The 24,127-nt window shown below is 71.2% G+C and carries 24 protein-coding genes and 7 tRNA genes; 11 read left to right on the top strand and 20 right to left on the bottom strand.

Translation table 11 applies throughout. From position 1 onward, the window contains the following. Positions 1-78 precede the first annotated feature (78 nt). Positions 79-1,311 carry a hypothetical protein gene (locus tag ACZ5XS_RS33380; RefSeq protein ID WP_468657691.1) on the bottom strand — a complete coding sequence of 411 codons (1,233 nt, stop codon included), beginning with the start codon at positions 1,309-1,311 and terminating at the stop codon, positions 79-81. After that, positions 1,308-1,874, bottom strand: a complete 567-nt coding sequence (locus tag ACZ5XS_RS33375) for a DUF4365 domain-containing protein (protein ID WP_307673501.1) — start codon at positions 1,872-1,874, stop codon at positions 1,308-1,310. The genes ACZ5XS_RS33380 and ACZ5XS_RS33375 overlap by 4 nt, the downstream gene beginning before the upstream one ends. Positions 1,875-2,066: 192 nt before the next feature. Here ACZ5XS_RS33375 and ACZ5XS_RS33370 point away from each other — a divergent pair, with 192 nt between their 5' ends. Then, a complete protein-coding gene (locus ACZ5XS_RS33370) occupies positions 2,067-2,795 on the top strand; it encodes an exonuclease domain-containing protein (protein ID WP_468657689.1) in 729 nt (242 codons plus the stop codon). 57 nt (positions 2,796-2,852) lie between these two features. Here the strand turns inward: ACZ5XS_RS33370 and ACZ5XS_RS33365 are convergent. Both ACZ5XS_RS33365 and ACZ5XS_RS33360 read right to left on the bottom strand, forming a co-directional pair. Further along, positions 2,853-2,924: transfer RNA gene (locus tag ACZ5XS_RS33365), tRNA-Val, on the bottom strand. 39 nt (positions 2,925-2,963) lie between these two features. Then, positions 2,964-3,410, bottom strand: a complete 447-nt coding sequence (locus ACZ5XS_RS33360) for an SRPBCC family protein (RefSeq protein WP_468657687.1) — start codon at positions 3,408-3,410, stop codon at positions 2,964-2,966. Between the two features lie 66 nt (positions 3,411-3,476). On the opposite strand from ACZ5XS_RS33360, the gene ACZ5XS_RS33355 reads away from it, so the two are divergent. Then, positions 3,477-5,888: an SCO7613 C-terminal domain-containing membrane protein gene (locus ACZ5XS_RS33355; RefSeq protein WP_468657685.1), complete on the top strand. Its 2,412-nt coding sequence runs from the start codon at positions 3,477-3,479 to the stop codon at positions 5,886-5,888. A gap of 7 nt (positions 5,889-5,895) precedes the next feature. Here ACZ5XS_RS33355 and ACZ5XS_RS33350 read toward each other — a convergent pair whose 3' ends face one another. From ACZ5XS_RS33350 to ACZ5XS_RS33320, 7 genes are all read right to left on the bottom strand, one after another. Then, entirely contained in the window at positions 5,896-8,631 is a 2,736-nt protein-coding gene (locus tag ACZ5XS_RS33350; protein ID WP_468657683.1) for an exo-rhamnogalacturonan lyase family protein, read from the bottom strand. A gap of 98 nt (positions 8,632-8,729) precedes the next feature. After that, positions 8,730-9,329, bottom strand: coding sequence for a hypothetical protein (locus ACZ5XS_RS33345; RefSeq protein WP_468657681.1), 600 nt, complete (start codon positions 9,327-9,329; stop codon positions 8,730-8,732). A gap of 24 nt (positions 9,330-9,353) precedes the next feature. Continuing rightward, on the bottom strand, positions 9,354-10,226 hold the full coding sequence (locus tag ACZ5XS_RS33340) for a carbohydrate ABC transporter permease (RefSeq protein WP_468657679.1): 873 nt from the start codon (positions 10,224-10,226) through the stop codon (positions 9,354-9,356). Continuing rightward, on the bottom strand, positions 10,223-11,179 hold the full coding sequence (locus ACZ5XS_RS33335) for a carbohydrate ABC transporter permease (RefSeq protein WP_468657677.1): 957 nt from the start codon (positions 11,177-11,179) through the stop codon (positions 10,223-10,225). Before ACZ5XS_RS33335 ends, ACZ5XS_RS33340 begins: the two co-directional genes overlap by 4 nt. A 14-nt stretch (positions 11,180-11,193) precedes the next feature. Next, entirely contained in the window at positions 11,194-12,483 is a 1,290-nt protein-coding gene (locus ACZ5XS_RS33330; RefSeq protein WP_468657675.1) for an ABC transporter substrate-binding protein, read from the bottom strand. 359 nt (positions 12,484-12,842) lie between these two features. Further along, positions 12,843-12,914 (bottom strand) — tRNA-Val (locus tag ACZ5XS_RS33325). Positions 12,915-12,992: 78 nt separating this feature from the next. Further along, positions 12,993-13,445 carry a TIGR02611 family protein gene (locus ACZ5XS_RS33320; protein ID WP_468657673.1) on the bottom strand — a complete coding sequence of 151 codons (453 nt, stop codon included), beginning with the start codon at positions 13,443-13,445 and terminating at the stop codon, positions 12,993-12,995. Between the two features lie 191 nt (positions 13,446-13,636). On the opposite strand from ACZ5XS_RS33320, the gene ACZ5XS_RS33315 reads away from it, so the two are divergent. After that, a complete protein-coding gene (locus ACZ5XS_RS33315) occupies positions 13,637-14,050 on the top strand; it encodes an SsgA family sporulation/cell division regulator (RefSeq protein ID WP_004002642.1) in 414 nt (137 codons plus the stop codon). Positions 14,051-14,269: 219 nt separating this feature from the next. Next, positions 14,270-14,830, top strand: a complete 561-nt coding sequence (locus ACZ5XS_RS33310) for a CGNR zinc finger domain-containing protein (RefSeq protein WP_468657671.1) — start codon at positions 14,270-14,272, stop codon at positions 14,828-14,830. 66 nt (positions 14,831-14,896) lie between these two features. On the opposite strand, the gene ACZ5XS_RS33305 is transcribed toward ACZ5XS_RS33310, so the two are convergent. Together ACZ5XS_RS33305 and ACZ5XS_RS33300 are read right to left on the bottom strand one after the other, a co-directional pair. Further along, entirely contained in the window at positions 14,897-15,049 is a 153-nt protein-coding gene (locus ACZ5XS_RS33305; RefSeq protein WP_164873000.1) for a hypothetical protein, read from the bottom strand. 177 nt (positions 15,050-15,226) lie between these two features. Further along, positions 15,227-15,676, bottom strand: a complete 450-nt coding sequence (locus ACZ5XS_RS33300) for a hypothetical protein (protein ID WP_468657669.1) — start codon at positions 15,674-15,676, stop codon at positions 15,227-15,229. 239 nt (positions 15,677-15,915) lie between these two features. Between ACZ5XS_RS33300 and ACZ5XS_RS33295 the strand changes: the two genes are divergently transcribed. Beyond that, the gene (locus tag ACZ5XS_RS33295) at positions 15,916-16,434 is read left to right on the top strand and encodes a DsbA family protein (protein ID WP_468657666.1); all 519 of its coding nucleotides are present in this window, start codon (positions 15,916-15,918) and stop codon (positions 16,432-16,434) included. A 22-nt stretch (positions 16,435-16,456) separates the two neighbouring features. On the opposite strand, the gene ACZ5XS_RS33290 is transcribed toward ACZ5XS_RS33295, so the two are convergent. Genes ACZ5XS_RS33290 through ACZ5XS_RS33280 form a run of 3 tightly spaced genes read right to left on the bottom strand, consistent with a single transcriptional unit; the run spans position 16,457 to position 19,196 of the window. Beyond that, the gene (locus ACZ5XS_RS33290; RefSeq protein WP_468657664.1) at positions 16,457-17,281 is read right to left on the bottom strand and encodes a GNAT family N-acetyltransferase; all 825 of its coding nucleotides are present in this window, start codon (positions 17,279-17,281) and stop codon (positions 16,457-16,459) included. A gap of 53 nt (positions 17,282-17,334) precedes the next feature. Next, positions 17,335-18,156, bottom strand: a complete 822-nt coding sequence (locus ACZ5XS_RS33285) for an aminotransferase class IV (RefSeq protein ID WP_468657662.1) — start codon at positions 18,154-18,156, stop codon at positions 17,335-17,337. Next, on the bottom strand, positions 18,153-19,196 hold the full coding sequence (locus tag ACZ5XS_RS33280) for a chorismate-binding protein (protein WP_468657660.1): 1,044 nt from the start codon (positions 19,194-19,196) through the stop codon (positions 18,153-18,155). The genes ACZ5XS_RS33285 and ACZ5XS_RS33280 overlap by 4 nt, the downstream gene beginning before the upstream one ends. Before the next feature lie 178 nt (positions 19,197-19,374). Between ACZ5XS_RS33280 and ACZ5XS_RS33275 the strand changes: the two genes are divergently transcribed. The 5 genes from ACZ5XS_RS33275 to ACZ5XS_RS33255 all read left to right on the top strand — a co-directional run bounded on the left by ACZ5XS_RS33275 (position 19,375) and on the right by ACZ5XS_RS33255 (position 19,833). Continuing rightward, a tRNA-Gly gene (locus tag ACZ5XS_RS33275) sits at positions 19,375-19,447 on the top strand. A gap of 37 nt (positions 19,448-19,484) precedes the next feature. Next, positions 19,485-19,558, top strand: a tRNA-Cys gene (locus ACZ5XS_RS33270). A 1-nt stretch (position 19,559) separates the two neighbouring features. After that, positions 19,560-19,631: transfer RNA gene (locus ACZ5XS_RS33265), tRNA-Val, on the top strand. Between the two features lie 24 nt (positions 19,632-19,655). Continuing rightward, positions 19,656-19,727, top strand: a tRNA-Val gene (locus ACZ5XS_RS33260). 34 nt (positions 19,728-19,761) lie between these two features. After that, positions 19,762-19,833, top strand: a tRNA-Val gene (locus tag ACZ5XS_RS33255). Between the two features lie 55 nt (positions 19,834-19,888). On the opposite strand, the gene ACZ5XS_RS33250 is transcribed toward ACZ5XS_RS33255, so the two are convergent. The 4 genes from ACZ5XS_RS33250 to ACZ5XS_RS33235 all read right to left on the bottom strand — a co-directional run bounded on the left by ACZ5XS_RS33250 (position 19,889) and on the right by ACZ5XS_RS33235 (position 22,317). Beyond that, positions 19,889-20,194 carry a TFIIB-type zinc ribbon-containing protein gene (locus ACZ5XS_RS33250; RefSeq protein WP_468657658.1) on the bottom strand — a complete coding sequence of 102 codons (306 nt, stop codon included), beginning with the start codon at positions 20,192-20,194 and terminating at the stop codon, positions 19,889-19,891. A gap of 80 nt (positions 20,195-20,274) precedes the next feature. Continuing rightward, entirely contained in the window at positions 20,275-21,327 is a 1,053-nt protein-coding gene (locus ACZ5XS_RS33245; protein WP_468657656.1) for a phosphotransferase, read from the bottom strand. A 320-nt stretch (positions 21,328-21,647) separates the two neighbouring features. Beyond that, entirely contained in the window at positions 21,648-21,845 is a 198-nt protein-coding gene (locus tag ACZ5XS_RS33240; protein WP_217239670.1) for a hypothetical protein, read from the bottom strand. Positions 21,846-22,041: 196 nt separating this feature from the next. Beyond that, positions 22,042-22,317: a hypothetical protein gene (locus tag ACZ5XS_RS33235; RefSeq protein WP_468657654.1), complete on the bottom strand. Its 276-nt coding sequence runs from the start codon at positions 22,315-22,317 to the stop codon at positions 22,042-22,044. A gap of 196 nt (positions 22,318-22,513) precedes the next feature. On the opposite strand from ACZ5XS_RS33235, the gene ACZ5XS_RS33230 reads away from it, so the two are divergent. Further along, positions 22,514-23,941 (top strand): serine/threonine-protein kinase, encoded by a 1,428-nt coding sequence (locus ACZ5XS_RS33230; protein ID WP_468657800.1) that lies wholly within the window; start codon positions 22,514-22,516, stop codon positions 23,939-23,941. The last annotated feature ends 186 nt before the right edge of the window (positions 23,942-24,127 follow it).

Genomic DNA, 24,127 nt, shown 5'->3' with positions numbered 1-24,127 from the left:
ACTGAAGGCGGATGCGGCGCCATACCGAGAGCGCGCGCAATAGGGGATCGTACCGACCCGGGCCCGCCCTGAGCGAAATCAGTCCCCGCCGCAGGCCTCCTCGAAGAAGGCCGTGATCTCCGCGGTCTCCTGGAGCGACTTCATCAGCCGGTCCCGCTCGGCCTCGTCCACCTGCACCGGTTCGACCCCGGAGGCGTCCGTGAGGCGCCGGAAGCCGCCCCTGCTCTCCAGCCGCCCGTGCACCCGTACCGGCAGTCCGACGAGGTGCGCGTGCCCGGCGATCCGGTAGGACTCCTCGTCCAGTGTCAGTCGTATGTGCGGGATGTCGGCGCCCGCGATCACCCGCAACCGTACCGATCCCTCCCCGCGCGGCCCCGATCTGCGCATCCGGACCACCGTCCCGGTGATCCGGACCGGCATGGAGGGCTCCTCGCGCAGATAGCGGGCGCCGGCCTCACGGAGCACAGGCAGGTCTCCGGGCGAGAACTCGACGGCCTCGGCGGGCGCCGCGCATCCTTCGGGTACACCGGCGGCCGGTGCCCACTCCACGCCGATGCGCGCCCCCTCCGTACCGCGCACCAGGGCGATCAGGGCCTCGGTGAGCTCGCGGCTGACGCCCGCCGCGACGGCGCCGTCGAAGGCGTCCATGCCGCCGGTGGCCCGCTGGTAGTCGATGGCCTCGCGGGCGGCGTACAGGGCCTGGTGCAGGCGTACGGCGAGCGGACGGCCGGTGCCGACGGGCACGAAGGCGGTCAGGCGACGGCCGCCGGCCGCGGATCCTACGAGGACGTTCTCCAGGACCGAGGCGGCGGAGCGGCGGTAGCGGGCGCCGTAGTAGCCCGCCCGCGCGCGGGTGGCGAGTGCTCCGGCGAGCAGCGTCTGGCGGGCGGCCGAACGCAGCTGTTCCTCGACCGTCCAGGGGACGGTTCCGGCCGGACCGGTCGGTACGTCGCGCCGCCAGCGGATCTCGTCGCTGGGCACGGCGAGGGAGACCAGCACCTCGCGCGCGGAGGGTGTGCCGCTGCGGGACAGCGCGAGCAGCGCCTCGGCGAGCAGGTCCTCGCTGTCGGGGAAGGCCCGGCTCTCGGGCACGAGCAGGCTCGTGCCGCCGGCGCCCGGTCCGGGCGGGGTCCAGCGGCCGTAGTGTCCGGCCGCTCCCCCGCGCCGCTGCCAGCCGTGCCGGCGCAGCAGGGCGCCGAGTACGGCGGGGTCGACCTCGCCGGGCTCGGGGGGACGCCTCCAGGCGGCGGTCTGGTCGACGGGGTGTGGTCGTACGAGCCGCAGTGGCTCTTCCGTCGGGCGGTGCGTCATGGTCTGCCTCCCGTCCCGACGCGCGTCATGATCTCGCAGAGCGCCCGGTCGTCGAAGATGCGCGAGGTCGGTATCCGCACGGTGGTCCGGTTCCGGCCGGTGATGGCGTGACCGGCGAGGTTGACCCAGTAGCAGCAGTGCCTGAGGTCCAGTCGGTCGTGGCCGGCCCGCAGCCATTGATCCTGTGACCGCGGGACCAGCATCACGACCAGGATCTTGTGGACCGAGACCGGGGTGCGGGCGAGCTTGCGCAGGTGGTCGTTGTCGAGCGTGAAGGAGAAGGTGCGGCCGGGGGGATTCGGCGGGACCTGGTAGGTGCATTTCAGCTGCACCTTGATGGTCACCTCGTCGTCGACGGTGTGCCCCGGTGAGCCGTGGCTGACGTGCCAGTCGATGCCGTTGTCCGGGAACGGCTGGGACAGCGAGCAGCCGGCGGCCGCCGCGACCGCGTGCAGGTAGCCCACCTGCAAGGTCTCCATGCAGGCGGTGGTGGCGAGTGTGCCGCGTTGGGGGCCGGTGCGTTCGGGCAGCAGCCCGCCCCGCTCGGGCTGGGCTATCGCCATGACGAACAGCCTTCCAAGCCAAGTGATATGCCCACACCTGGGCCGAGTGAATCCCACGTCGGGTCGCTGAACTGCAAAGACCCGTACTCCTGTTGTGTCCTTCCGGCGTACGGCGCAAACAGCCCGGGTATCACCAAACGGGGCAGACGACGGGGCGTCAGCTGCCGTGGGTGAACGAGGGGTTGAGTAAATATGACGTGCTGGTACGAAGGGCCCCTGGCCGCTTTCGACACGGAGACCACGGGTGTCGACGTCGAGACCGATCGGATCGTGTCGGCCGCCGTCGCCGTCCAGGACGCCCCGGGCACCCGGCCGCGGGTGACCCGGTGGCTGGTGAACCCGGGTGTGACGGTGCCCGCCGGGGCGACGGAGGTGCATGGACTGACGGAGGAGCATCTGCAGCGCAACGGCCGCTGGCCGGCTCCGGTGATGTACGAGATGGCCGAGGCGCTGGCCGAGCAGGCCGCGGCGGGCCGGCCGCTGGTGGTGATGAACGCGCCGTTCGATCTGACGCTGCTGGACCGGGAGTTGCGCCGTCATCGCGCCTCGTCCCTGGACCGCTGGTTCGAGTCCTCGCCCTTGCTGGTGCTGGATCCGCGGGTCCTCGACAAGCATCTGGACCGCTACCGCAAGGGCCGCCGCACCCTCACCGACCTGTGCGCGCACTACGGCGTCGAGCTGGAGGGCGCGCACGACGCGGGCGCCGACGCACTGGCCGCGCTGGAGGTCGTCCGAGCGGTGGGGCGCCGGTTCGCGGTCCGGCTGGAGCGGCTGAGCCTCGCCGAACTGCACACCCTGCAGGCGGTGTGGCACGCGGGGCAGGCGCGCGGTCTGCAGGCGTGGTTCGCGCGCAGCGGCACGGAGGAGGCGGTGGACCCGGCGTGGCCGCTGCGTCCGGACCTGCCGGCGGCGGCAGCGTAGGGGACGCGCGGGGGCAGCAGAAAGCCGGTCCGTCTGGGACGGACCGGCCTTTCCCGGTGGGCGATACTGGGTTCGAACCAGTGACCTCTTCGGTGTGAACGAAGCGCTCTCCCACTGAGCTAATCGCCCGGGAACGCACTGAACAATACAGGTCCCCGCGCCTTTCCTTCAAACCGCTTCCAGGTGGCCGGCGAGACCTCGCCGCCCGGCCCGCATCATCAGCCGGTGGTTGGCGCGGAACACCGGCCGTCCCGGTACGGCCAGCCGCCGCAGGAGCGGCTTGTTCACGTGGACCTCCTGCTCGTAGCGGGCCAGGCTGCCCGTGCCGTCCGCGGTGATCGTCCAGCGCGCCCAGCCGTCGATGTCCCCGGACACGGCGATCTCCAGGACCCCCGCCGCCGGGTCGCGCCGCACCTCGCGGGCGGTGAAGGTCATGCCGTACGGCAGCAGGGAGCGGATACGGACGACGGCGGTCGTGCCGTCGGTCCGGTGCACCTCGCGCACCTGGCGCCACCAGTGCGGATACTCCTCGACCCGCTCGAGTGCGCGGTACACGACGGCGGGCGCCGCGGACAGGTGCCAGCGGCTGTGGAAGCGGTAGTGGGTCCAGTCCATGAGCGGAGTCTGCCCGTACGCAGCCACCGTGAGGCGTATCTGAGTACGTCCTGAGTACCCGCACTCATGGCGAACGGCGTGACGCGGACCACACTCGACGGCATGACGCACATTCCGCCCCCGGCCGAGGAGTTGCGGCTCCTCGACGCCGAGCTGTGGCACTTGGACGCCCGCCGGGCCCAGTTGCTGACCCGTCGTGCGTGGCTGGTCGCGGCCCTGCACCACGCTCCGCCGCCCGCGCCTGTCGCGCCGCCCCGTCCCGAGACTCCCGCACCGCGTGTCCAGAACGTGCTCCTCCTGCTCGGCGGCATCCTGCTCACCATCGCTGCGATGGTGTTCACACTGGTCAGCTGGGGGCATCTGGGCATCGCCGGGCGGGCCGTGGTGCTCGGCGCGGTCACGCTGGCCGCGCTCGCGGCGCCGGTGCCGCTCCTGAAGCGGGGCCTGCGCTCGACGGCCGAGTCGGTGGCGGGCCTCGGGCTCGCGCTGACGGTGCTCGACGCGTACGCGCTGCACGAGGCCGCCCTCGCGGAGGTGGACGGCACCGGGTACGCGGCCCTCGCGTCGGCGGTGCTCGCGGTGCTGTGGGCCGCGTACGGTCTGCTGCCGGCGACCGCCGGTCTGCGTCTGCCCTTCCCGGCCGCCCTGGCCCCGGCCCAACTCCCGCTGCTGCTCTGGTCGGTGGCTGCCGACGCCGGTCCCTACGGGATCACGGCAGCGCTCCTGCTGACCGCCGCGTTCGACACGGCCGTGGCGCTGCGGTCGCCGGCCGCGTCCGTACGGACCGCCGCCGCCGTCGGGGCGTACGGCACGGGTGCCTGGGGCGTGATGGCCGCCGGCTGGCTGTCCTTGACGGCCACCGGCGCGAGCGCCGCCGCCCGTGCGGCGGCGCTCCTCCTCCTCGCGGCGACGATCGCGCTGGTCGCGGCGTGGCGGAGCGAGGGCGAGAAGCGAGCCCTCGGTCTCGCCGTCACCGCCGGACTGCTCACGGTCGCCGCGCTCGGCGGTGCGGTGCGCCCCGCGCTCGCTGAGGCATGGACGGTCCCGGTCCATCTGGCCTGCGGGATCGCCCTGCTGGCGGCGGTGCGGGCCGGCCGGCTCCCGGAGGCGGTGCGAGGCGGCCTCCTATGGGCCTCGGGCACCGTGCAGGCACTCGCCGTGCTGTGGGCGCTGCCGGTCCTCGTGGTCACGCTGCTGGGTCCGGCCGGCTGGTCGGGGCACCCATGGACCGGCGCTCCTTCGGACGCGCGTGCCGCGGTGACGGTCGACGCGCCCTGGCCGCCGCACGCGGCGACGGTCCCGCTCGTGCTGGCGGCCGTCGCGGCCGTACTCGCCCTGGCGGTCCGTGACACGACCTGGCGCCCGCGGGCCCTGGCCGGTGCGGTGGGTCTGGCCTGGGCCACCGTGCTCACCCTGGCACCGGTCCTGGAACTGCCCTATACCGTCGGTGTGTCGGTCGCGGGGGTCACGACCGCCGGAGAGCTCGCGGTGGCGGCGTACGCGCTCCGCGCCCCGTCCGAGCACCGGCTCACGCACCTCACGGCCCTCGTCCTCGCGTCGGCCACCTCCCTCAGCCTCGCCTGCCTCTCCCTCGCCACGCAGACCGCGACCCTGACCGTGCTCTCCGCCCTGACGGCGCTGTTCGCGGCGGCCTCGTGGCGGTCGCGCCTCGCCCCCGTGACGGCCCCGGCCGCCCTCGCGTACGCCGCCGCACTCGCCTGCGCGACCGGTGCCGCCGCCGACTGGCCGCCCTCGCACACCGCTCTGCTCGTGCTCGCGGTGCCCGCGGTCGCGGCCCTGCTCGCGGCACGGCTCGGAGGTTCCCCGGCGACCGTGCCGGTCGAGGTGGCGGGTGCCGCCGCCGGTCTGCTCGCCGTGGCCCTCGCCCTCACCGACCCGCCGCTGCTCGCCCTGGTCCTGGCCCTGTGCGCGGTGATCACCGCCGGCACGGCCGTCCGCCCGGACCGCCACGCCCTCGGCTACGCGGCCACCGCCCTCTTCGTGCTGGCGGCCTGGGTCCGGCTGGCGGCCTGGGACATCGGAACGCCGGAGGCGTACACCCTCCCGGTCACCGTCCCGGCGCTGCTGGTCGGCGCCCTGCGCCGGCGCCGCGATCCGCAGGCGTCCTCCTGGACGGCGTACGGCCCCGGACTCGCCGCCACGCTCCTGCCGAGCCTCGTCGCGGCCTGGGGCGACGCCCACTGGACGCGCCCCCTGCTGCTGGGCGTCGCGGCACTGCTGGTCACCCTGTTGGGCGCCCGGCACCACCTCCAGGCCCCGCTCCTGCTGGGCGGCTGGGTACTGGCCCTGGACGCGCTGCACGAGCTCGCGCCCTACCTCGTCCAGGTCACCGACGCACTCCCCCGCTGGGTGCCTCCCGCCCTCGCCGGCCTGCTGCTGCTCGCACTCGGGGCGACGTACGAGCAGCGACTGCGTGATGTCCGGCGGGTGCGGGAGGTCCTGGGGAAGATGAACTAGCGGACGGTTACGGCATCTTGTCCCCCAGCAGCGCCAGGTTCTCGATGGCGGCGAGGCCGTAGAGCGAGGTGTCGTTCGTGGACACCCAGGTGGCCTCGCTGCCCGGGACCAGCGCGGCCGGGCCGCTCAGCTTCTCGGTCCTCCAGGGCGAGGACTCCTTGTACCCGTCGGAGTTGTAGAACTTGTCCCAGGCCCGCTTGGCGAGCTTCTCGTCCCCGGTCTTGACGGCGGCGTACGCGTCGAGGCGCGAGTGGCCCTGGAACAGGAGCAGGGAGCCGAAGTTGGAGCCGTAGCGGGCGGCCTGCTCGGCCTTCGTCGCGTTGAAGTAGCGGCAGTAGTCGAAGTAGGCCTCGTTGAACTTCGGCATGTCGACGAGGTCGATGAGCTCGGCGCACAGCTCGTTGAGGCCGAACACGGCGGAGAGGTGCGAGACGCCGACCACCGGCTTGTCGGCGACGGCGAACCTGCCCGTGTCGAGGTCGTAGAGGCCGGTGCCCTGCACGAAGCCGTTGGGCTGGGCGGCGATGGTCTCCATGGTCGACAGGATGCGCGCCTTGGCCTTCTCCCACTTGGGCCCCTTGCGCTCCCACTCCGTCAGCCAGGCCGACACCAGACCGCTCCAGTCCGTGCCGAAGCCGATCGACAGGGCGTGCCGGTCGGGCGTGTAGGGCTCGGTGCGGATCTTGCGGATCGGGTCGAGGACGAGGAACGTCTCGTCGGAGTCGACGTTGGCGTGCATGAGGTCGCCGACCCGCTCGTCGGCCGTGAGGAAGTAGTAGTAGCGGCGGTACGTCGTGTTGGCGATGCGCTGCTGCTTGGCGCTGTCGGCGTAGTGCTGCACGCCGTGCCGGGTGCCGAGGCCGGCCCACTTGCCCAGGTGGTAGACGTCGACCTCACCGGTGTGGCGGGTCATCGCCTCGGCGAAGCGGAAGATGTCCGCCCGGCCGGAGCGCAGGTACGCGAACCACAGCCACAGGTCCGGCGACAGCTCGGAGTTGTCCCAGGCGTATCCGCCGATGTCGTACCGCCACTGGTGCCGGACCGTGTCGTACGTGTGCATGATGTCGCCGTAGTCCCAGAAGCCGTACCAACGCCGCTGCTCCACCTGGTCCTTGTAGTACGTGAAGAGGAAGTCGAGGTGGTCCTCGATCTTGGCCTTGGCGGGCGTGGAGCGGTCCGGCTCGGAGTACAGCCCCGGGCCGAAGACCCCGGCCTTGATGAGCTGCCTGGGCGGGGCGGCCAGCTGCGGCAGCACCCGTACGGCCTCGACCTGTTCGGCGAGTGTCTCGGCGCTCGGCGTGGACTCGTTCGCCCAGAAGAGGAGTTCGGAGGTGCGGGCGATGCCGTAGGGGGTGCCGAACTCGGGCTCGTAGTCCTCGTACGTGATGTTGAGGCCTTCGAGCTGCTCGGCGAAGGTGTCCTGGCCCATGCCGTCGTGGTAGAAGCGCAGGTCCATGGGCTGCGCCTCGGGCGACCAGAGCCAGAGGGTGACCTCGGCCTCCTCGGTCTGGGCGTCGCGAATGTCCAGCTGGGCAGGGAACTTCTCCCAGAAGTCCCGCAGGCCGAAGGAGAAGCCGCCGCTCGCCCCGCCGACATATCCGAACCCGGAGGCGCGCTTGCCGCCGCCGGCGCCGATCCAGCCGTGGCCCTTCTTGGTGCGCTTGCGCAGGCCGAAGCCGTCGGCCGAGAGCTGGGAGAGGGTGTAGTCGCCCCACTCGGGGATGTACTGGAGCCGCGTGGTGACCCGCTGGTCCCAGGTGGAGGGGTCAGGCAGCTTCTTTCCCTCGTACTGCGCCGCCTGCACGGCCGCGCCCGGGTCGCGGCGCAGTCCGGTGATGCCCTTGACGGCCTCGCGCAGCAGACCGGTGCCGTCGCCGCCGATGCGGATGTGGCGGTCGTACGACTGGTCGCGCATCGGAACGGTGAACCGGACGCCGAGGCCGCGGATGAAGTCGCCGCTGGCCTTGCCGGGCTCCTGGGTGCCGTCGAAGGTGATGGTGTGCACCATCCGGAAGGAGTCGGCGCCCGCGTAGAAGTACAGCCGGATGGAGAACGGCAGCCAGCTCCGGCTGCCCTTGCGGTGCTTGCCGTCGATGCGGACGACCGCGCGGACCGGGCCCTCCTGCTCGACCTCGACCTTCGAGATGGCGCCCTCGAAGCGCTCGGTCTTGACCGCGCCCTGGTCCTCGTCCTCGATCTCGGGCTGGCGGATGAGGACGAGCCGGCCGTTCTTGGCGATCTCGGTCGATCCGCGGGTGACCGACTTGATCAGCGTGGCACCGGACTTGCCGATCTTCGCGGTGATCACGCCGGTCGATATGTCGATGGTGCCGCCGCTCTTGTCGACGGTCACCTTCTTGGCGGGGGCGGCGGCCTCGCCCGCGGCCAGGGTGAGCTTGCCGGTACCCGAACTGACGGCGTGCGCGGTCCACTTGAGCGAGCCGTCGGGCCAGTAGGCGATCGGCCACGACTGCGCGGGCACGGCCTTGCCGTCCGCGTCCGTGATCGCGAACTTCTGGTCCTTCTGATAGGTGCCCTTCGGCCAGGGGACACCGACGGTGGAGCCGGGGGCCGCGCCCAGGCCGCCGTCCTCCAGCCAGTCCAGGGTCACCGGATCGGCGTCGGCCTCGGCGGCTCTCGGCGCCGCCTGAGCGTCCTTGGCTCCTAGCGCCCAGCTGAACTGTGCGGCGGCTCCGGCCACGGCGGCTGCTTTGAGGATGGACCTGCGGGGGATGGGAGACATGGGAATCCAGCCTTTCCTTTCCACATGCGGATGGTCAGGGGCATGACAGAGAGAGGTGCGACGCCCAGGGCGCCGACCTTGTGCGAGGGCACCGCGGGTCAGCGGTGCCGGTACCGCTCCTCCACGGCGACGGCCGCCGCCGCGACGGCCCCCAGGACGGGGACCGCCAGCGGTGCGACGAACATGGCGGACAGGGTGACGACAGCCAGCCCGCAGACGATCAGGAAGGACCCGGCGGGATCGAGCACGGTCCGCCGCCCGGCGTCCGCGAGCAGCGCCCGCCAGGTGGCACCCGGCGTCCAGACGGCGGCCGCCCGCAGCAACGCCACGGTGAGTCCGATCAGCGCGAAGATGCCGACCGCCCCGACGAAGGGCCCGCCGGGAATCCCGGCCCGTGCGGCCAGGACGTCCACCCAGACCGCGGCGGCCGCCACCCAGCCGACGAGCCCGACGAGCCACCCGGCGCGCGCGGCCGTACGGAAGTCCGCGACGAACTCCCGCCAGCCACCGTCCTCGTGGGTCGTACGGCGCCGCAGGTGCCGCGCGCCGGCGGCGAAGGCCGCGGGGTAGGTGACGACCCCGAGACAGGCCACGGCGATCCACACGCCGGTGAGCAGACACTCGGCGAAGAGCGCGAAGCGTTCGCCGAACATGGACCCCCTGCGCCGGGAACGGGCCTTCACACGTGCTTCCGCCATGGTGACCGCCTCAGCCCTTTCTGCTCACTTCAGTCCGGACGTCGCCATACCGTCGATGAGGTACCGCTGGAAGGCCATGAAGAAGGCGATGACCGGCACCAGCGCCACCAGCGACATCGCGATCATGCTGCCGTAGTTGGAGATGCCCTCCTGATCGCGGAACATCATCAGGCCGAGCGAGACGGTGTACTTCTCGGGGGTGTTGAGGTAGATCAACGGCCCCATGAAGTCGTTCCACGCGTTGATGAAGGTGAAGATGGCACTGGTGATGATGGCGGGGCGGCTCAGCGGCAGCACGATGGACCAGTAGGTCCTGAAGTGCCCGCAGCCGTCGAGCTTGGCCGCCTCGTCCAGCTCGCGCGGCAGCCCGCGCATGAACTGCACCATCAGGAACACGAAGAAGGCTTCCGTTGCCAGGAACTTGCCCGCGACGAGCGGCACCAGGGTGTCGGTGAGCTCAAGGTTGCGGAAGAGCACGTACTGCGGGATGAGCAGCACGTGGTACGGCAGCAGCAGCGTGCCGATCATCAGCGTGAAGAGCAGGTTCCGCCCCGCAAACCGGATCTTGGCGAAGGCGTAGGCGGTCAGCGAGCTGGACACCACGACACCGACCACGGCGAGGACCGCGTACATCAGCGAGTTCCAGAAGAAGCTGCTGATGGGGATGCCGGAGATACCGTCGGCGAGCCCGGAGAAGTTCGCCCAGACCGGCTGCGTGGGCAGCAGGTCGATGCTGGCGATGATGTCCTTGCTGGGCTTGAACGAAGCACCGACGACCCAGATCACGGGATACAAAACCACCGCGAGGACGGCGAGCGCGCCCACGTGCCAGGCGATGGACCCGGTGCGCCGCCGCTCGTTCGGGGTGCGCACCACAGGCGTGCTGACACTGGTCACTTGGCGGCCTCCTCGTAGTGCACCCACTTCTTCTGCGACCAGAACAGAACCGCCGTGACGAGCGCCACCGCGATCACCAGCGTCCAGGCCATCGCGGAGGCGAAGCCCATCTGGGCCTCCTTGAAGCCCTTCTGGTAGAGGTAGCAGGTATAGACGAGCGTGGCGTCGGCAGGCCCGCACCGGGTGTCGGAGACGACGTACGCGGAGCCGAACACCTGGAACGCGTGGATGGACTCCAGCAGCACGTTGAAGAACAGCACCGGCGAGATCATCGGCAGGGTGATGTTCCAGAACCTCCGCAGGGGTCCGGCCCCGTCCACCTCCGCGGCCTCATACAGCTCCTGCGGTACCTGCTTGAGGCCGGCCAGGAAGATGACCATCGGTGCGCCGAACTGCCAGATACTCAGGGCCACCAGGGCGTAGATGACGTAGTCCGGATTACCGATCCAGCCCCCAACGTCGAGGCCGAAGATCTTCTGCGTACGGTCCACGACCGCGTCGTCCGAGAACAGCGCCCGCCAGACGAAGCCCACGGAGACACTGGCGCCGATGAGCGAGGGCATGTAGAACGCGGCCCGGTACACACCCTGTCCGCGCCGCTTCTGTGCGAGCAGCAGCGCGACGCCGAGCGCGAGCAGCAGCTTCAGCGGAGTGGCCACGACCACGTACTTGAGGGTGACCTCCACCGACTTCTGCCAGCGTGGGTCCTGGAACATCGTCGTGAAGTTGTCGAAGCCCACCCACTGGGGCGGGGTGAACAGGTTGTACCGGGTGAACGCGTAGTACAGCGACGCGATCATCGGTCCCGCCGTGAGCAGCAGGAATCCCGCGATCCACGGCGACATGAAGAGATAGCCGGCGAGGTTCTCGCGGCGCCGCCCGCGCCGCCCGGCGGCAGGAGCGGCGGACCGCTTCTTCACCGGGCGCGCGGGCGCTTCCTTGACGAGCGTCATGGTGGTACGTCCCCTCAGCCCGCGAACGCGGCCTTGGCCTCGCTGAACAGCGCCTTGGCGGCGTCGGCCGGCTTGGTCTTGCCCTGGGAGACCTCACCGCCGATCCGCAGGAACGCCGCCTCGATGACATCGGCGCCCGACGGGTGCGGGGTGATCTTCCCGAGCACGCCCGCCTTGGCGACCTCGTCCTCGTAGGCCGCGACACCCTTGTTGTTGGGGTCGGTGGGCTTGAAGGCGTCGTACTGCTCGGTCGTGGCGAGGATGCCGCGGTCGTAGCCCATGATCTTGCCGACCTCGGGGTCGTGGACCATGAAGCTGATGAACTGCGCGACCTCCTTCGGGTGCTTGGTCCCGGAGAATGCGCTCATCATCAGCGAGCCGAGGTACTGGCCGGTGTCCTTGCCGTCCGTGGTGGGGATCGGCGCGAGCCCGTAGTCCGACTCGCCCTCGCCCTCGTACCGGATGGAGAAGTTGTCCCAGGTGAACTCGGACGCGGCGAGCCCCGCCGAGAGACCGGACTTCGGCTTGGCCTGCTCGATCTTCTTCGGGTCGGCGACGAGCCCGGACCTGACGCGCTTGTAGCCGTCCTCCCACCACTGCGTCAGATCGTCCTCGGTGAAGCCGAGATCGGAGTCGGTGAAGAAGGCCTTGCCGTTCTGGCGCAGGTACAGGTCGTAGAGGTACATGATGGCGAAGTAGCCGGTGTCACCGGCGATCTTCAGCTTGTCCTGGATCGTCTGGAGCGCGTCGAAGTACTCGTCCCAGGTCCAGCCGAACTTCGGCTCGACGCCCGCCTTCTGGAAGGCCTTGAGGTCGATGACGAGCGCCATGGTGTTGGCGCCGACGGGTACACCGATCTGCTTGCCGTCGACCTGACCGTTCGCCAGAACGCCGTTGCGGAAGTTCTTCAGGTCCAGATTCCCGGCGTCCGCCTGCGGCTTGAGATCCATCAGAACACCGCGCTTGTCGTACTTGCGCAGGAAGCCGACCGCATTCTGGAAAACGTCCGGCGGATTCCCGCCGGAGGCCTGGGTCTGGAACTTCTCCCAGAACGCCTCGTAGTCGGTGAATTCAGGCTTGATCTTGATCTTCGGGTACTTCTTCTCGAAGAGCGCGATCGCCTTCTTCATGGCGATGGTGCGCGGCTCGCCACCCCACCATGCATAACGGAGCGTCACCGTCCCGTCCGAGGAGGTACCGCCGTCTCCCCCGCACCCCGTGGTCGCGGCCAGGCCCAGTGTGGCCGCCGTCGCTCCCGCGGCCTTCAGGATCGTACGCCTCTCAACATTCCTGCTGGTTCCCACAGTCGGACCCTCCCCGCAGCGTCGTTGCCGCCTGCATGAATCGTTTCAAGTAAGCGCTTGCTGGCACAAGCTACGGAGGGCCTCGGGGTGCGTCAATGATTCGGACAGGATTTTCTCGTGGACCGTCGTGGCAAGTTGACGGTGCGTCGGGAGCGGAGCGGGCCGCGGGCCGGGCGATGTCGCAGGTGAGGCGCACGGGATCGACCGGTCGAACGCCAACCGGCCCTCGCTGAGCGGATGTTGATCGGCCAAAACTCGCCGGGGGTTGCGCGGCCCTTCCGGCGGGGCCGGGCCCCGCCCGGGACGCACACATGACGACGGCCCGCCTGCTGTCTAGCAGACGGGCCGTCGTGTCCGGGTGGGCGATACTGGGTTCGAACCAGTGACCTCTTCGGTGTGAACGAAGCGCTCTTCCACTGAGCTAATCGCCCGGACGCAGGCAGAACATTACCCCATGTCAGGGGGTACGGGTGACCGGTACCGGCCGGCCCGCGCACCCCCTTGGCGGCTCACTGGTTCTTGATCTTCCAGGGCATCACGAGGCCGAACTTCCACAGGTACACGCTGCCGATGGCGGCCACGACCACCAGGCCGACCGATGTCAGGATGATGTTGCGCCGCCGGACCTTGGGGTCGAGGGCACGCTGGGCCGCCTCGGTGACCTTGCGCTTGGTCCAGCGGAGCACCAGCTGGGCCCAGACGAACTCGGTCGCCCAGATCGCCATGCCACCGAAGATCACGACCCAGCCCGGTCCGGGCAGCGGCAGCATGACGATGCCGAGGCCCACGACCGCGAGTCCGATGATGAAGACACAGACCTGCCAGCTGAGGTGCAGCATGCGGCGTGCCTTGATGAATTCGGGCGCTTTGGAGCCGAGCACGTGCTCGCCCTTCACGCCGTCGGTCTGCGTCTTGTCCACCGCCACGGCAACCTCGCCCGACTCGTCACTCCCCGTGTTCATACGGCCAAACCCTACCGGACGGAAACCGGTCACCGAAATGGGCGTACCGTGCGAACGCACTCTCGGCCGGAAGAGTTACGTAAAGGCACGCAAAACACTCAGAGGGGTTTACAACGGCACCGTAGGTGGCATGTCGATTTCGCCGACGTGCGAATCCCCGAGCGCACACTGAGCGAAAGGCCCTGGCGCTTATGAACACCACGGTCAGCTGCGAGCTGCACCTGCGCCTCGTTGTGTCGAGCGAGTCCTCCCTGCCTGTCCCCGCAGGCCTGCGGTACGACACGGCCGACCCCTACGCCGTGCACGCCACCTTCCACACCGGAGCCGAGGAGACCGTCGAGTGGGTGTTCGCCCGCGACCTGCTCGCGGAGGGTCTCCACCGGCCCACCGGCACCGGCGACGTCCGTGTCTGGCCGTCGCGCAGTCATGGTCAGGGCGTCGTCTGCATCGCCCTGAGTTCGCCGGAGGGCGAGGCCCTGCTGGAGGCCCCGGCGCGGGCCCTGGAGTCCTTCCTGAAGCGGACCGATGCCGCTGTGCCTCCCGGCACGGAGCATCGCCACTTCGATCTCGATCAGGAGCTCTCGCACATCCTGGCGGAAAGCTAAGGGGCGAGGCTGCACAGAGCCGCCCGGCGCCGTCCACTCGGGGAGACGGCTCGGGCTCAGACAACCGCATAGGGCATGCGCAGGCGTCGTCACCGTGGATCCCCACGGGGGCGGCGCCGGCGTGCGTCGTGCGACCGTCGACTCCCTGGCGGGCGCGACCCATTACCATCGGCCAGCATCGGCGGGCGTCCGCCCGACCCCCAGGCCAGGGAGCGAAACGTGCTGATCACCCACGACACCCGGTGCGCCCTCGACACCGTGGTGGATCTGGTGAACACCGCCCCGGAGGACGACGCGGCTCAGGACGCGCTGCCGGATGTCGCGGCTCTCGAGGATTTCGTACGAAACCACGAAATCAGCGATGTCGGAGTGCTCTCGGAGTTCGATCTCTCGGCGGTGCGCAAGATCCGCGGGCGGTTCGCCGCGGTCTTCGCCGCACCGGACCCCCGGGCCGCCGCCGCGCTGATCAACGACCTCGTCGCCGCCGCGGGCACCACGCCCCGGCTCACGGACCACGACGGCTACGACTGGCACGTGCACTACTTCGCGCCCGGCGCCTCCGTCGCCGATCACCTGGCGGCCGACTGCGGGATGGCGCTGGCCTTCTTCGTGGTGGCCGGCGAGCAGGAGCGGCTGCGCCGCTGCGAGGCGCCCGACTGCCGCCGGGCCTTCGTGGACCTCTCCCGCAACCGCTCGCGGCGGTACTGCGACAGCCGCACCTGCGGCAATCGACTGCATGTGGCCGCGTACCGGGCGCGGCGCAAGGAGGCGGCGGGCTGAAGGCCCGGACGAGCGCTGGTGTCCTCGCGGTCCCCGGCGGGTGACGCCGGGGACCGCGGGTATGGCTCACAGCAACAGCAGGTCGTGCAGCGCAGCCGTGAGCAGCAGACACCCGATCACCGCAAGGAAGATCATCAGCGGTGGCTGGGAAAGGGCGAAGAGGCATCCGCGCGGCTCGTCCTGAGGTGGCGCGGCGTCGCTCTGTGTCGTGTCCAGCATCTCGCGGCGATGATGACGCAGTCCGGGCCTGTGGCGCGATGAACACGCCCGTAATGCGCGGGAGTTCGCCGAATTCCGTGATGTCCGGTTCGGGTCGTGATCATTTCCGGACGCGCAGGGACTCGCTGTGTCGTTTCAGCGGCTCACGCGGACGTCGGATGCCGTCGTCCGTGCACGTCAGATGCCGTGCTTCTTGAGGATGGCCTCGATGTCGCTGAAGTCGTCCGCGGCGGGCTTGCCGCGGGGCGGGCTCGCGGGTGCGGCCGCCGGGCGGGCGCCCGAACCCAGGGAGGGCGCCGAGGCCGCCGGCGCCACCGCCTCGCTCCGGGCGGCACCCCTGGCCGCCTCCCTGCGCTCCTTGCGGGTACCGCCTCGGCGGCGCTCCACCGCGCGCGTGCCCGCGAACAGCAGCCAGGAGACGCCGAGCACCCCGAAGCCCGCCCAGGCCGTCGGGCTGAACGCGGTGTCCGCCAGCCACTCCACGACGCCGGTCATGACCAGACCGAGCGGCACGAGCGAGTACGCGGCGATGCGGACGGCGGAGAGAAAACGCCTGCGGTAGGCCGTGACCGCCGCGATGCCCAGTCCGGCTGCGGCGACGGCGGAACAGACGGTCTCGGCAATCATCCGGTCCTCCAGGGCAGGGCACGGTCGGGCAGGGGCACTACGTCCCTTCCATCCTGCACCCCCGGCACCCCGCCGGGCCATGCTCCGACCGGACATCAGGGACATCTCCGGGTCGGCTCCTCCGCAGGTGCCGGTCGGGTCGTCCACCTCAGGGCCGGTCGGATCGCCGTCGCAGGTGGCGTCCGGGCCGGACCGGGGTCCGGTGGGGGCGTCCGGGCCGGGGCTGGGAGAATGGGGGCATGAGTGACTCCTCCCCCGTGCGTGCCGCCCCCGTTCTCGACGTCTGGTGCGACCTCCAGTGCCCGGACTGCCGCAGCGCCCTGGACGACCTCCGTGTCCTGCGCGCCCGCTACGGCGACCGGCTGGAGCTTCGGTTGCGGCACTTCCCGCTCGACAAGAACAAGCACGCCTTCGCCGCCGCGCAGGCCGCCGAGGAGGCCGCGGAGCAGGGACAGGGGTGGCCGTACGTCGAGGCGGTGCTGGCCCGGGTGGCGGATCTGGACCGTGAGGGGGAACCCCTCCTGGTCGAGGTCGCCCGTGAACTGGGCCTGGACGCGGAGGAGTTCGACACCGCGCTGATCGACGGCCGGCACATCCTGATCGTGGACGCCGACCAGGCCGAGGGCAAGGCGATCGGCGTGAGTGGCACCCCCACCTACGTCATCGACGGCGAGCGCCTCGACGGCGGCAAGAGCCAGGAAGGGCTGCGCGAGCGCATCGAGGAGATCGTGGACCGGCTGCCGGCCGAGGGTGCCTGAATCCCGGACGGGCTCCTTTGCGTCAGAGCAGTTCCTTGTACATGTGGTGGGTGCGCGTCCGGTAGCCGAGTGAGTCGTAGAGCCGCTCGGCCGGGGTGTTGCCCGCGAACACGTTCAGCCGGACACCGGGCCACCCGGCCGCGACGGCCTGCGCCTCCGCCAGCAGCATGAGCGTCCGGCCGTGGCCCTGGCCCCGGTGGCCGGCGTCGGTCTCGACGTCGTAGACGAAGGCACGTTCGTCACGCGATCCCAGCCACAGCGTGCCGACCCGGACCCCGTCGTGCTCCAGCACGCTGAACCGCATGCCCTCGGTGGCCGGGCCGTCGGGCAGCATGGTGGCGTGGTCCTTCTCGGCCTTGGCCCGCGCCTCGGGCTCGGGCACGCCGCGGGAGATCCAGCTCTGCGCGTAGGCCTTCTTCTCGTGTTCCTGCCAGGCGGCGAACTCCGTCTCGGTCATGGCACGGCTCCGGCTCCCCGCGGGCAGTTCCGGCGGGGTCTCACCGAGGCCCTTCTCCATCAGCCGGTTTCGGACGACGTACCCGAGCGCGGTCGCCGCCCGCAGCGCCGCCTCCGCCTCGGCCGGCACCGCCGCCTCGATCCGCCTGCAGCCCCAGCCGCGCACCACCTCCTCCGCGGCGAGCGCGGCCACCGTGCCCCGGCCGCGTCGCCGGTCCGGCTCGTCGATGTGCAGGTGCAGGATCCGGGCCACCGCGTCGCCGAAGACGGGGGACGTGCCGAGATGTATCTCGCCGACGGGACGGCTGTTCACGCATACCTGGTAGCGGCGTGAGCGCGTCCCGTCGGCCGTGCGCTGGAGCGGCTCGGTCGGCCGCAGGGTCGTGGTCATCACGGGTGTTCTACCCGGTGCCGGGCCCTGGGGCAGCCGAATATGCCGCGCTTTTACGGATCGAGATCGTGACCCGACCGCTCCTCGAAGATCCGCATGGCCTTGGCGGTCACCGGGCCCGGTGCGCGGGCCGGTTCGCGGTCGTCGACCCGGTGCACGGCCTGAACGTCCCGCAGGGTGGAGGTCAGGAAGATCTCGTCGGCCCGCTCCAGGACGTCCAGCGGCAGGTCCGTCTCCTTGGCCCCCGTCCACTCGACGGCCAGGGCGCGGGTGATGCCGGCGAGGCAGCCGGAGGCGAGGGGCGGGGTGTGGATCTCGCCGTCGAGGACGACGAAGACGTTCGACCCCGTGCCCTCGCAGAGCTGTCCGACCGTGTTGCCGAACAGCGCCTCGGTGGCGCCCTGTTCACGGGCACGGGCGAGGGCGACGACGTTCTCGGCGTACGAGGTCGTCTTGAGGCCGGTGAGCGCGCCGCGCTCGTTGCGGGTCCAGGGGACCGTGATCACGGCCGTGGAGTCGGGGCGGCGGGCGGACTCGCCGAGGGCGACCACCAGGGTCGGGCCGTGCTCGCCGCGGTCGGAGCCCAGCGGGCCGTAACCTCCGGTGTACGTGATGCGCAGCCGGCCGAGCGGCATCGGGTTGGCCTCGACGACGGCGGCGCAGGCGCGGCGGACCTCGTCGAGGTCGGGGTCGGGCAGGCCGAGGCCGCGCGCGGAGCGGGTCAGCCGGTCGAGGTGCCGGGTGAGTGCGAACGGCCGGCCCTCCACCACCTTCAGCGTCTCGAAGACACCGTCGCCCACGGTCAGCCCGTGGTCGAAGACGGAGACACGGGCGGACTCGATGTCCTGCAGCCCACCGTCGAGCCAGATCGTCACTTCGGGATCCCTCCAGTCACCTCGTACGTTCCCGACGCTACCGCGAGCAGCCGGGACGCCTTCAGTTCGGTCTCCCGCCACTCCGCCTCGGGGTCGGACCCCCAGGTGATGCCGGCGCCGGTCCCGAAGCGCAGAACGCCCTCCGCGCGGTCGATCCAGAAGGTGCGGATGCCGACCGCCAGCTCACCGACGCCCCGGTCGGCGTCGACCCAGCCGATGCCGCCGCAGTACGGTCCCCTGGGTGCCGTCTCCAGCTCCTCGATGATCCGCAGCGCGCTCGACTTGGGCGCACCCGTGACCGAACCGGGCGGGAAGGCCGCGGCGAGGAGTTCGGGCCACCCGGCGTCCTCGCGCAGCTCGCCGCGGACGGTCGAGACGAGGTGGACCAGGCCGGGGTGCTTCTCCGTCACGCACAGGTCGGGAACGGTCACACTGCCGGTCGCGCAGACCCGCCCGATGTCGTTGCGGACGAGGTCCACGATCATCACGTTCTCGGCGTAGTCCTTCTCCAGCAGGTCCGCCTCGGTACGTCCGGTGCCCTTGATCGGGCCGGACTCGACGGCCCGGCCGTCGCGGCGCAGGAACAGCTCCGGGGAGGCGGTGGCGATCTCCACTCGGTGGCCGGGCAGGCGGATCGTTCCTGCATACGGCGCCGGGTTACCGCGCGCCAACAGCGCCGTGAGGGCGTCCACGTCGGCGTCCGGCGCGACGGGCGCGGACAGCACCCGGCAGAGGTTCGCCTGGTAGACCTCGCCGGCGGCGATGTCCTCACGGATGCGCCGCACGCCCGCCGTGTACGCGGCGCGGTCGAGGGAGGACGTCCAGTCACCGGCGGCCGGCCCCCGCCACTTGCCCGGCACCGGGGCGGGCACCGGCTCCTGGCGTACGTCCGCGAAGCGGGCACAGGTCAGCCGGCCCTCGAAGTCCGCGCAGAGGGCCCAGAAACCGGTGGAGTCGAGCGCGGCGGGATCGCTGGTGACGTCGAGGAGACCGGTGGCCGCACGGTCGCCGAAGCGGGCGAGGGGAGGGAGGTCGGGCACGCAGTCGAGTCTAGGGTGGGTACCCGGCGCGTGACCTGGCCGTGTCCCCGCGGGAGCCCCGGGGCACGTCCCTGAGCAGGCGCAGCGCAGCACGCTGCGCAAACGCGTTTTTGTGCTGGCCCGGGAATCCGCTAGAGTTCAGACGTCGCCGGGACGCGGGAGCGGACCGAAACGACAGGCGGACGTAGCTCAGTTGGTAGAGCGCAACCTTGCCAAGGTTGAGGTCGCGAGTTCGAACCTCGTCGTCCGCTCGAAGGAACAGGGGTCTTCCCGGGCCCCTACACTCCTGGTGGAGTGGCCGAGAGGCGAGGCAACGGCCTGCAAAGCCGTCTACACGGGTTCAAATCCCGTCTCCACCTCCAAGGACGATTAGCTCAGCGGGAGAGCGCTTCCCTGACACGGAAGAGGTCACTGGTTCAATCCCAGTATCGTCCACTGGATCTTCGAAGATCCGGACCCGCGCGATTAGCTCAGCGGGAGAGCGCTTCCCTGACACGGAAGAGGTCACTGGTTCAATCCCAGTATCGCGCACGCAGTTTCCACCGCCCGCGGGCTGTGGTCCCGAGGACGATTAGCTCAGCGGGAGAGCGCTTCCCTGACACGGAAGAGGTCACTGGTTCAATCCCAGTATCGTCCACGCACCGAAGCCCCCGGCCCTGCGGCCGGGGGCTTCTTCGTCTGCCGGCCGGCTGTCAGCTGGAGAACAGCATGCGGCCGAAGCCCTTGTTCCGGTGATGGCCATGGTGACCCTGCTGGCCGTAGTGGCCGCCCTGCGGGGCGCCCCAGGCAGGGGCGGAGTGTGCGCCGGGAGCCGCCGGGTACTGCGGGGCGGCGGGGGGCGGCGGTACCGCGGGCTGGGCCCACTGGGACTCCAGGCGGGTCAGCGACTCCAGCTCGCCGTAGTCGAGAAAGATGCCGCGGCAGCCGCTGCACTGCTCGATCTGGACGCCATTGCGGTTGTACGTGTGCATCGGAGCATGGCACTTCGGACACTGCATGGTCGGTTCAACTCCTCGCCGGTAGGTCCTGCTTGGTGCTTCGCCAGGACAGACTCTGTCCGGCTGCGGTCGGTTGCACCCTACTTCGCGAAACCCCGCGCCAACTGCGGCGGGGCGGAATCCATGCGGTCGCAGGCGTCGACGAGCGCCTGCTCCACCTCGTCCAGAGGGCGGCCCGCCGCGGCCGCCTTGGCGATGGACCGGGCGGCGGTCTGCACGGTGAGCGCGCGGGCCGGTACGTCCAGCGCGGGCCAGGGATCGCCGGCCGCCGGGACGGCCGGGCCGCCCGCCGCTCGGTAGGCGGTCAGGAAGCGGGTCCACTCCTCGGGCGGGAGCAGTCCGCAGGCGTACCAGGCGGCCGGGCGGGCCAGGTCCCAGGCCGGGACGCCGACACCGAGGTCGTCGACGTCGATGAGCAGCCACGGGCCGTCGGGGGCGGGGTGCCGGACCAGTTGGCCGAGGTGGAGGTCGCCGTGGCAGAGGGTGGTGGTGTCCGGCATGGGGGCCTCGTCGCGGGCCCAGGCCGGGAGGGTGGACCAGGCCCGCAGAACGGGGGTGGTGGCCGCGTGGTGGGCCGCCGTGGCGCGGAGCCGGGCGATCGCGAGGGCGGCTTTGGCGGGGCCGCGCATGGGAGGCGGAGCGAGGAGGGCCGGGGAGGTGTGCGCGCCGGTGAGTGGCGGGGGTGCGGGTGTGGACAGGGCGGCGGTGGGGGTCCGGTGGAGGCGGGCCAGGAGGGTGGCGGCGTCCTCCCAGGGGGCCGCGTCCGGATCCTCCGGGTCCACGGGGGTGCCGTAGGGCCAGAACGTCACGAGCCTGCCGTGCAGGTCGACCGGGGTCGCCCCGAGCGGGGGCAGGAGTATGCCGGGGAGGTGGGCGGCGGCGGTGAGGCGGGGTGCCAGGCCGGTGCGGGTGGTGTCCGGGGCGTGCGCCTTGGCCACGGTCCCGGCGTGCCGGACGACTGTGGCGTCGGGGCGGTCGGCGAGGGTGGCGGTTGCTCCGCCGGTTGCTCCGCAGGGGCAGGCGGATGGGACCGAGTGGGCCTTGGCCCTGGCTCGGGTGGCGAGGTCGGTCAGCAGGGGGTGGGTCACGGGGCTCCTGGCGCGGGCACGCGGGTCGTTCGCGAGGGTACGCATGTCGTACGCGGCTCGTCACCCTGCGTCGGTGCGGGCGTCGGCTGAGGGCTCCGCCCCCAGACCTCCGGGCCGGTGCCCACCCTGCCGCCCGTCTCGGTCGGTTGAGACAGGGACCGTTGCCCTAAGGCTGCCTCGCCGAGACCCCCGCGACCGCTCAGCCCGGCACACGCATCGGCCCGTTCAGGTTCGGGGCAAAGCAATGCCGGCGCAGCTCCCCAGCTGCGCCGGCATTTTTTGCCGTCCGCCGCACCCCCGTCCCCACGGGGTTTCATGGGTGGATGTCCCCGCCCGGACCGCTCTTCCGGGCCTGGGGTCGCCGCTCAGCGCCCCAGCATCACTCCCACGGACGACGCTTGTATGGCCACTGTCTCCCAGCCGTCGAAGACGAGGAGGAGCAGTGCCGCCAGGGGAAGGGCCATGAGTGTCGCCACCAGGGGGTGGCGACGGCCTGTTCGGCGATGGCGGAGCGCGATGCGCTCCTGGGTACGGACCAGTGTCCGCGGTGCCGTGTAGGCCATGGTCCCTCTCCTGACCGTCTCTGTTTCGTTGGCAGCGGCGGGTGTCTGACCTCGGGGGACGAGTGCTGCACCCGCCGCTTGACCTCAAATCTAGGCGTCCGGCGGTCGGAGGACGTCATGCCCTCGTACCGATTGCCGGGCCTCCCGGAGGATGAGCCGTGACCTGCGGTGTACTCCCGTGGGTGGAGACCGGGACCTAGGTCTCGGGGTCTTCCCGGAGGGGGCGTCCGCTGTGCCCCGCTTTCTCCGAGCTGTCCTCACGCGGGACGGGCTGCTCGACCAGCGCCAGGACCCGGTTCGCCATGAAACGGGCCGTGCGGACGACGGAGCCGTTACGGGTGACTTCGCTCACTTCCACCACCCCTCGGCGCACCGCTGTCTCCACCCGGCGGCCCGCTCGGCTCGCCACCACCTCGTACGTACGCGTCGTGTCCCCGGCGTCCACGACTATCTCCACGCGATCACCCTTCACGGGTTCAATCCCCCTTCTGCGACGGATGGTTGAGGTCACGGACCGGCCCAAGTCGCCCTGCCCGTGAGCTCTCTGACCACTCTTCAATTCTCCCACCCGGCACTGACAATCGATCGGGCCGAGAGGGCGCGGCCTCTGCGCGCGGCGGGCCGTGGAAACGTAAGCTGTGGCACGTCATACGGACCGGGCAGCGGGGATGAACATGGCGATGATGCGCCTGAGGCGCGAGGACCCGCGCGTCGTCGGCTCGTTCAGGCTTCACAGACGGCTCGGCGCGGGCGGGATGGGCGTGGTCTATCTCGGCTCCGACCGCAAGGGTCAGCGGGTCGCCCTCAAGGTGATCCGGCCTGATCTGGCGGAGGACCAGGAGTTCCGCTCGCGGTTCGCGCGCGAGGTGTCGGCGGCACGGCGCATCCGCGGCGGATGCACGGCACGGCTGGTCGCCGCCGACCTCGACGCCGACCGGCCGTGGTTCGCCACGCAGTACGTGCCCGGCCCCTCTCTGCACGACAAGGTCGTCGACGAGGGGCCGATGGGCGCCGCCGACGTGGCCGCCGTCGGGGCCGCCCTGTCGGAGGGGCTGGTGGCGGTGCACGAGGCCGGTGTGGTGCACCGGGACCTCAAGCCGTCCAACATCCTGCTGTCCCCCAAGGGACCGCGGATCATCGACTTCGGCATCGCCTGGGCGACGGGTGCCTCGACGCTCACCCATGTCGGTACGGCCGTCGGCTCCCCCGGCTTCCTCGCCCCGGAGCAGGTGCGCGGCGCCGCGGTGACGCCCGCCACGGACGTGTTCTCCCTCGGCGCGACCCTCGCGTACGCGTCGATGGGCGACTCGCCCTTCGGGCACGGCAGTTCCGAGGTGATGCTGTACCGCGTGGTGCACGAGGAGGCACAGCTGCACGGCGTGCCGGACGCGCTGGCCCCGTTGGTCCGGGCCTGTCTGGCGAAGGACCCCGAGGAGCGGCCCAGCACCCTGCAGCTGTCCATGCGGCTGAAGGAGATCGCCGCCCGGGAGACGCAGGGTCTCGCGGATGTACGGCCGCCCGCGCCGCGCGGCGGTGAGGCGGACCGGCCCACCGGGCGGCTCGCCGACACCTACCCGGAACGGGCGCCGCAGCGGCGTCCGCAAGGGCAGCAGGGCGCCTCGGGTACCCAGGGCACGCCCCCGCCGCGCAGCGGTCCCGCGTCACGGGGTCAGGCCCCGGTGCGGGGCGGGGCTCCGTCGCGGGGTGGCAGCGCCTCGCGGGGCGGCGGTCCCTCGTCGCGGTCCGGGGCGGCCGGGCGGAACACGACGCGGTCCAGCAGCGGGAGCCGTCCGGCTTCGCGCGGTGGTGCCGGCCGGCCGGCGCCCAGGGGCACCGGAACGGGGCGGCGGCCCGCCAATCCGCGACTGCTGCGCCAACGCCTGTTCGTGTTCGTCGTCGTCACGCTGTTGGTGGCGCTCGGCATCGCCGCGGCGCAGGGCTGCCAGGGGCCCCCGCGAGGGCTCGGGGGCGAGGGGAACGTCGTACGGAATGAGCAGCGACAGCCGGTGCGGGCCGTGCGGCCGGGCGACGAGCCGTCAGCCGCGCCGGCGATGCCGTCCGAGCGGCACGAGTCGACGCTCACGACGTCCGGCTAGTGTCCTGCGCCAGTAGTTGATCGTTAGTTGTGGTGTGACTTCTGCTGCTGGTGCGTCAGTTCCTCGTCGGGGCCCGAAGCTGGAGCCGTTACTGCTGTCCGCGGATGAGCGGGCAGTGTTGGAACGGTGGACGCGTCGGGCGACATCGGCCCAGGCCCTGGCCCTGCGTGCGCGGGTTGTGCTGGC

The organism is Streptomyces sp. NPDC033131, from assembly GCF_055578365.1.
This window is presented reverse-complemented; position numbering and strand designations above follow the sequence as displayed.

Excerpts from the sequence above, each read along its gene's own strand:
- ACZ5XS_RS33380 (WP_468657691.1), bottom strand. The coding sequence starts at position 1,311 with ATGACGCACCGCCCGACGGAAGAGCCACTGCGGCTCGTACGACCACAC.
- ACZ5XS_RS33375 (WP_307673501.1), bottom strand. The coding sequence starts at position 1,874 with ATGGCGATAGCCCAGCCCGAGCGGGGCGGGCTGCTGCCCGAACGCACC.
- ACZ5XS_RS33370 (WP_468657689.1), top strand. The coding sequence starts at position 2,067 with ATGACGTGCTGGTACGAAGGGCCCCTGGCCGCTTTCGACACGGAGACC.
- ACZ5XS_RS33360 (WP_468657687.1), bottom strand. The coding sequence starts at position 3,410 with ATGGACTGGACCCACTACCGCTTCCACAGCCGCTGGCACCTGTCCGCG.
- ACZ5XS_RS33355 (WP_468657685.1), top strand. The coding sequence starts at position 3,477 with ATGGCGAACGGCGTGACGCGGACCACACTCGACGGCATGACGCACATT.
- ACZ5XS_RS33350 (WP_468657683.1), bottom strand. The coding sequence starts at position 8,631 with ATGTCTCCCATCCCCCGCAGGTCCATCCTCAAAGCAGCCGCCGTGGCC.
- ACZ5XS_RS33345 (WP_468657681.1), bottom strand. The coding sequence starts at position 9,329 with ATGGCGGAAGCACGTGTGAAGGCCCGTTCCCGGCGCAGGGGGTCCATG.
- ACZ5XS_RS33335 (WP_468657677.1), bottom strand. The coding sequence starts at position 11,179 with ATGACGCTCGTCAAGGAAGCGCCCGCGCGCCCGGTGAAGAAGCGGTCC.
- ACZ5XS_RS33320 (WP_468657673.1), bottom strand. The coding sequence starts at position 13,445 with ATGAACACGGGGAGTGACGAGTCGGGCGAGGTTGCCGTGGCGGTGGAC.
- ACZ5XS_RS33315 (WP_004002642.1), top strand. The coding sequence starts at position 13,637 with ATGAACACCACGGTCAGCTGCGAGCTGCACCTGCGCCTCGTTGTGTCG.
- ACZ5XS_RS33305 (WP_164873000.1), bottom strand. The coding sequence starts at position 15,049 with ATGCTGGACACGACACAGAGCGACGCCGCGCCACCTCAGGACGAGCCG.
- ACZ5XS_RS33300 (WP_468657669.1), bottom strand. The coding sequence starts at position 15,676 with ATGATTGCCGAGACCGTCTGTTCCGCCGTCGCCGCAGCCGGACTGGGC.
- ACZ5XS_RS33295 (WP_468657666.1), top strand. The coding sequence starts at position 15,916 with ATGAGTGACTCCTCCCCCGTGCGTGCCGCCCCCGTTCTCGACGTCTGG.
- ACZ5XS_RS33290 (WP_468657664.1), bottom strand. The coding sequence starts at position 17,281 with ATGACCACGACCCTGCGGCCGACCGAGCCGCTCCAGCGCACGGCCGAC.
- ACZ5XS_RS33250 (WP_468657658.1), bottom strand. The coding sequence starts at position 20,194 with ATGCAGTGTCCGAAGTGCCATGCTCCGATGCACACGTACAACCGCAAT.
- ACZ5XS_RS33245 (WP_468657656.1), bottom strand. The coding sequence starts at position 21,327 with ATGCGTACCCTCGCGAACGACCCGCGTGCCCGCGCCAGGAGCCCCGTG.
- ACZ5XS_RS33240 (WP_217239670.1), bottom strand. The coding sequence starts at position 21,845 with ATGGCCTACACGGCACCGCGGACACTGGTCCGTACCCAGGAGCGCATC.
- ACZ5XS_RS33230 (WP_468657800.1), top strand. The coding sequence starts at position 22,514 with ATGAACATGGCGATGATGCGCCTGAGGCGCGAGGACCCGCGCGTCGTC.